At 57.2% G+C, this 5,774-nt stretch carries 5 protein-coding genes; all 5 read right to left on the minus strand.

What is annotated here, in order from left to right:
- Window positions 1-179: 179 nt before the first annotated feature.
- Window positions 180-1,634, minus strand: a complete 1,455-nt coding sequence (locus tag Q0C48_RS06165; RefSeq protein ID WP_291522563.1) for a class I SAM-dependent DNA methyltransferase — start codon at window positions 1,632-1,634, stop codon at window positions 180-182.
- A complete protein-coding gene (locus Q0C48_RS06170; protein ID WP_291522565.1) occupies window positions 1,631-2,332 on the minus strand; it encodes a hypothetical protein in 702 nt (233 codons plus the stop codon). Before Q0C48_RS06170 ends, Q0C48_RS06165 begins: the two co-directional genes overlap by 4 nt.
- Complete coding sequence (locus Q0C48_RS06175) at window positions 2,325-3,512, minus strand: AAA family ATPase (protein WP_024894325.1); 1,188 nt, start codon at window positions 3,510-3,512, stop codon at window positions 2,325-2,327. Before Q0C48_RS06175 ends, Q0C48_RS06170 begins: the two co-directional genes overlap by 8 nt.
- A gap of 64 nt (window positions 3,513-3,576) precedes the next feature.
- Window positions 3,577-5,100 carry a restriction endonuclease gene (locus Q0C48_RS06180; protein ID WP_291522572.1) on the minus strand — a complete coding sequence of 508 codons (1,524 nt, stop codon included), beginning with the start codon at window positions 5,098-5,100 and terminating at the stop codon, window positions 3,577-3,579.
- The coding region (locus Q0C48_RS06185; RefSeq protein ID WP_291522574.1) for a type I restriction-modification enzyme R subunit C-terminal domain-containing protein at window positions 5,097-5,774 on the minus strand (678 nt) is incomplete at its 5' end. The genes Q0C48_RS06180 and Q0C48_RS06185, both read right to left, overlap by 4 nt.

Raw genomic sequence — 5,774 nt, forward strand, 5'->3', positions numbered from 1 at the left:
CACCCATATCATCGCCTTTGAGGGCGATGGTCATGTCGAATTTTTTGCCGGCAACTACCATGAATACGAAGCCGACAAAAAACGTCGACTCGGCGAAGAGGGAGCTAGGCCCCATCGCTTGCGCTTCAAGCCGATTGTTCGTTGAATGGCAGGCTAGACCCAAAGCGCATACAAGCTTCTCAGCGAAGTCTGAGGGCCACATCCCGGAACGAAGCCAATGCGGCTTCCAGATGGTCGATGATCTCCTGCTGCAATACATCCGGCGGTGGCAGTTCGGCCAGGTCGTCCAGGCTGTCGTCCTTCAACCAGAAGATGTCCAGGCTAGCCTTGTCGCGGGCCATCAACTCGTCGTAGCAGAAAAATCTGAACCGCTCTGTGGCAACTCGCTCATGGCGGTTTTCTGGATGGTAGCAAGTGATGAAATCCTGCAAATCTTCCAGCTTCAAGGTGCGGGTTTTCAGGGTGAAATGCTTGTTGGTGCGTAGGTCGTAGAACCACACGCCCTGAGTATGTACCTTACCGTCCTTGGGTTTGGCGTCGAAAAACACCACGTTGGCCTTCACACCCTGCGCGTAGAAAATGCCCGTCGGCAGGCGCAGGATGGTGTGCACATCGCAGGTTTCCAGCAGCTTGCGACGGATTTTTTCGCCCGCGCCGCCCTCGAACAGCACATTGTCGGGCAGCACTACGGCGGCCTTGCCGTCCAGCTTCAGCATGCTGACGATGTGCTGCAAAAAATTGAGCTGCTTGTTCGAGGTGGTTTCCCAGAAATCCTGGCGCTCGTAGGTCAGTGCGTCGCGGTCCTCCTCGCCCTCCTCGTTGGTAATGGTCATGCTGCTTTTCTTGCCGAAGGGCGGATTAGCCAGCACATAGTCCACCTTGGCGCTCGGCTCGGTAATCAGCGCATCGGAACGCGCCACCAGCGGCTCGCCATCCAGCTCGCCGATGCTGTGCAAGAACAGGTTCATCAGGCACATGCGGCGCGTATTGGGCACGATCTCGTTGCCGTGAAAGGTCTGGTCGCGCAGAAACTCTTTTTGCGCCTTGTTCAGTTGCGCGCCCGGGCGCGTCAGCCAGTTGTAGGCACCCAGAAAAAAGCCGCCGGTGCCACAGGCCGGGTCGGCAATGGTCTTCATCGGCTCGGGGCGCACGCAGGTCACCATCGCCTCGATCAGCGCGCGCGGCGTGAAATACTGCCCCGCGCCGCTTTTGGTGTCTTCCGCATTCTTTTGCAGCAGCCCTTCGTACAGGTCGCCCTTGGTGTCGGTGTCCAGGCTGATCCAATTTTCCGCGTCGATCATCTGCACCAGGCGCGACAGCTTGGCCGGGTCCTGAATCTTGTTTTGCGCCTTGAAAAAGATCGCACCCAACATACCCGGCTCCAGCCCCAGCTTGTGCAGAGTGGCGAGGTAATGCGCCTCCAGCGGCTCACCCGTCTTGCCGCGCAGGCTAGCCCAGTCGAACCCCGGCGGAATCTGCGTGTCGCGGTTATAAGGCTCTTGCGCGTACTCGTGCGCCAGCTTCAGGAACAGCAGGTAGGTGAGCTGTTCGAGGTAATCGCCATAGCCCACCCCGTCATCGCGCAGGGTGTGGCAGAAGTTCCAGACTTTCTCGACAAGTGTGGAGGTGTTCATGGTAGAAAGGCCTGTGCAATAGACTGGACTCGTTGATCAAACAACGCAGCTTGCGAGCAATGGGATATAACTTGTGTCCACTGCGCTGTTACTACTCCAGCCAGCTTTCTGTATTGGCGAACACTCTTGCGGATTCTCTGCCCACGGGGTAACTGGGCAAGCTGAGTTTCAAGATGCAGATTGCACTCCAGTCCAGTCAGCAACGCGTGATTCGCCGGAAGTGTAGCTGCAGCAAGCCAAGCTTCGGTAGCTTTCGAGGGAATGCAAAACAAGCTCTTCGACCCAGTCGCTGAAATGCCCAGCCAACTCCGCAGCACAGCCTCCAGTGCAAGCACAGTATCTGAGGGTGGAGGACAAGGCTGAGCGCAGGGCAATGGTCGAAGCGCGAGTGCCGCCTGCACAACGGCATCTCCACAATCCGCATAGCTTTTGTCGGCCACATCTGCATCCAAATGCACCATCACGAGATCAAAATTGCTCAGGGTTGGGTCAGATTCGATGTGCGCCGCACCGCGCTGGCGAAACCCCTGACACCATTTGAAAACACCGCACCAGCCACCGCCCATTTCTGGCCTTGTTGGTTCCGGCTGTAACTGATTGAGCACAAAGGGGCGTTGCAAAATGGCTTTTAGCGCCGCCTCAATCACGATGAAGTCGGGTGATCCTTCCGCCACCAGCGCAATTCGGGGATCAGACATTCGGCATGGCCCCCAAATTACCCATCAGCCACAATCGTGATAAAGGATATTGCTCATTCATCGCCCGCAATTCGGCACTGATTTCAATTCGGCGCACGACCGTGTACCCCTCACTGTTGCGCTCCACTGCAAACAATCTGATTTCAGAGTCAGTCAAATCCAAACCGTCGAGCACGGCTGGATTGTGCGCGGTGAACAACAATTGCCTCTGCGCATCGCCTCGCGCCAACCAACCGGAAAGCTTGGCCGTCAAACGCCCAACCAGCCGGGGGTTCAATGCCTGATCCAGATTATCGATAGCAAACAATTTGGGGGCATGGGGCGACAGGCACAGAATGGCGCAGAACAACACATATAGCGCCCCCTCACTCGCATCATAAGCCGTCAAAGTATTGCGACTTTTGCGCATGAATCGGTCGGTGAACTTCAGCACCTCCTTGGTGCGTGCCACAGAGGGCGACAAGAGTGATCCGGCAGATGAAGTGGTTTGAATATCGGCGACCCAATCCACCAGTTCGAAGACGCTATCCAATAACTCATCGTCACTGTCGAGCACCGACTTACGAAACTCGGCAAATCCCTCGGCCAAGCGTCCGCCCGCCAGTCCCACTGGATTGCGCGATTGCGGATCGCTTACCATCGCCCGCAAGGTCGGCGTATTAGGCGAGTAAATTGAGAAGTTCTGCAGCCGCTGCATCAATTCGGCAGCTGGACTGTCGGTCGGCACCTCCACCAGTTTCAACGCAGCTAATCCTGCTGTGGGCGTCAGGTTGCGCCTGTTACGCACGCCATCGGAGACAATTTCATCATTCCCGCTGGTCAGTCGCTCAGTTTTGAACGACCAAGCGGGCTCCGGATTATCCAGCGGGTTCAGCAGCGAAACCCGATAGCTGGCCGTATTGGCGTTGCTACCACTTTCCGCACTCAAACCGATATGCACCGGGACGCTCGCCGATTCAAAAGAAGTCTTGTAGAGCCGTGGGACACCTGGGCGAACCCCGCGACGCAGCAGGGATTCATCGTCCACTTTGCCGCTAGCGGCCGCGCCGAGCACACCAATTGCCTCCAGGATATTACTTTTCCCCACCCCATTGGCACCGATAAAACAGTTCACCCGCCCCAGTTCTATGGTTTGCGACACGATGGATTTGAAACCATCAATCTGAACGCTGCGGATCATAGAATTCCTCCGAATGGCAGCTGAGTCTTTGTTGTGTAAAAAATATACCCATCAAAATTTGTATTCACGCTGGCTCCTTCGCCTTGCTTCTGCGTGGCGTTTTCAATGTATCACGCTCCGCCCGCTCGGCGCGGATGCGAGCCAGCAGCACGCTGGCGGGTTCGTCGTTATGGTCTTGCGGCACGAGGTGGCCGGAGAAGGCGGCGCGGAGGATGTTCTGGCGTTGGGCGCTGGATTGTTTGAGGGAGAGATTGATGGCTTCGTTCTGTCGGTCAATAGCCTGCTGCGCAGCGAATAAATGTGCTTCCAGTTGCGATTGCTCATCAATGGAACACAGCGCGATCGGAATGGCACGAATATGGCCGAGATTTATGCGTGGCCGTCCTATGCCTTTTACAAACTTGACTACAGCATCACGAATCGGCTTGGAATTAAGCTGAGCAGCCAATAATGCTGGCTGCATCAGACACTTGTTCACTCGAACCCTTGCACAATCGGCTTTCACGATTGCTGGTGCTACCCCACTGGGAATAATACAAGCGCGGGGCAAAATTTCGCCAAGCATTGCGATAGCAAGGTCGTCTTTTTGAACGGCATGCTTAAACAGTTCCGAATAATGCGACTCAGCAATATGTGCCATTGCGTCGACAAAAACACCATCTCCGATATTCTGAAGGCGAATGACGCGCGGACCACTCGCTTGGTAATGCGATGATTTGAGATTCGATCCAAACGGCCCATCCGTAATCGCAGAATCGTCCAGTGAACACTGATCCACACTTGCCCACACCCATCCCTGCGGCAAATCTGGCAACCCATTGGTATCGGGCTGCACCGGCTCGGGGTATTTCTTTTGCCAGTCTTTGGGCGGGGTCTTGCCTTGCTGCTTGAACTTGGCGAGCTGCTTGGCTTCCCAGCGGGCGCGGCGTTCGGTGAGGATGCGTTGCAGCAGTTGCGCGCCCGTCTCGGCGGGCGGGTGCTGTTGCCGCCACTCGGCGGTAAGCGCGCCTTCCACGGCGGCCTTGAGCAGCGACTGGCGGTATTGCGCCAGCTTCTTCTGCGCGGCCTTAAGTTCGGCCACCCCGGCATCGAGGTCGGTGAGTAGTTCTTCGAGTTTTTCGACGATGCGGGTTTGTTGTGCGGGCGTCTCGAAGGAGAGCGAGTACGCACAGATATCCTTAGGCCGCACCGCCGGATAGAGCGCCCCTTGCACAACATCGGTCATCGCATCGATGAAGTCATGTGTCTGCACCAGCGCAAACAGGAATTCAGGCTTCAGCCAACGAGACCGCAGGACATGAAAACCCGTAGAACCAATTGCCCCATCCAGTTGCGCAGGTACGAGTGCGACTGCGTTCAGATTCGGTCGTGTCATGGAAACCAGCACATCGCCCATCTTTAGAACCTGTTTGGCTCGACTGGGAGCCTGATCGAGCGTCAGCGCCTTTGGATCGGAGATGGTCTTTGTCTCACGGTCAATGCTGCTGATGTCGATGTAAACAAAGTCACCAGAAGGCCCCGACTGATCGACGGGTTCGCTTGTCAACTCTCCGAGGGTGACAGGCACCTCGGTTCTGAAATCACTCACGCCACCAACTCCCGATTCATCTCCTCCATCAGCCCATCCAGTTCATTGCCAAACACCTGCCACACGCGCTGCAGCCCGCCCTTGTCGGCCAGCTCGGCGTAATCAAAGTCGTCGCGGGCGATGCTGCAGCTGCTGGCGATGTGGCCTTTCATCAGGCGCAGCCAGTCGGTTTGTTCGGGCGTGAAGGCGGTGGCGCGCTGGGCGTTGTGGCGGAAGATCCAGGTCTGGAAGCGCTTGTCCACCTCGTCGGCGAAGGGTTTGAGTTCGCCGTCCAGCCCCAGGGCAAAGCGCACCAGGCTGATGAGGTCGGTGAGCTGGCGGCGCGATTCGCTGCCCTTCACCTGCCCGGCCTGCACGCGGGCGTAGGCGCTCCACAGGCGTTCGGTGGTGAGCATCAGCGGCGGCTTGCTCAGGCGCTCGTGCAGGTCTTCGATCATGGCGAAGGTGAGGGCGCGGCGCTGGTAGGGCTGCTGATAGAAAAAATCGAGCGCGGCGATTTCGTCCTTGTGCTGCCGGATGTAGTCGGCAAAGCGTTGAATGACCGCGCGGGCTTCGCCTTCGGCCTGCTCGGAAAAACCGCTGAAGGTGACTTGATCGAGGTTGATGTGGTCGATGAGCTGCTCGCGCTCGCGGCGGGCGTTGTCGATGGCGTCGCGCAGTTCGGGGCGGTCGAA

Source organism: Acidithiobacillus sp., assembly GCF_023255755.1.
In the GTDB taxonomy this organism is placed as follows: domain Bacteria; phylum Pseudomonadota; class Gammaproteobacteria; order Acidithiobacillales; family Acidithiobacillaceae; genus Acidithiobacillus.

Coding starts and splice junctions, on each gene's coding strand:
- Q0C48_RS06165 (WP_291522563.1), bottom strand. CDS start 1,634: ATGAACACCTCCACACTTGTCGAGAAAGTCTGGAACTTCTGCCACACC.
- Q0C48_RS06170 (WP_291522565.1), bottom strand. CDS start 2,332: ATGTCTGATCCCCGAATTGCGCTGGTGGCGGAAGGATCACCCGACTTC.
- Q0C48_RS06175 (WP_024894325.1), bottom strand. CDS start 3,512: ATGATCCGCAGCGTTCAGATTGATGGTTTCAAATCCATCGTGTCGCAA.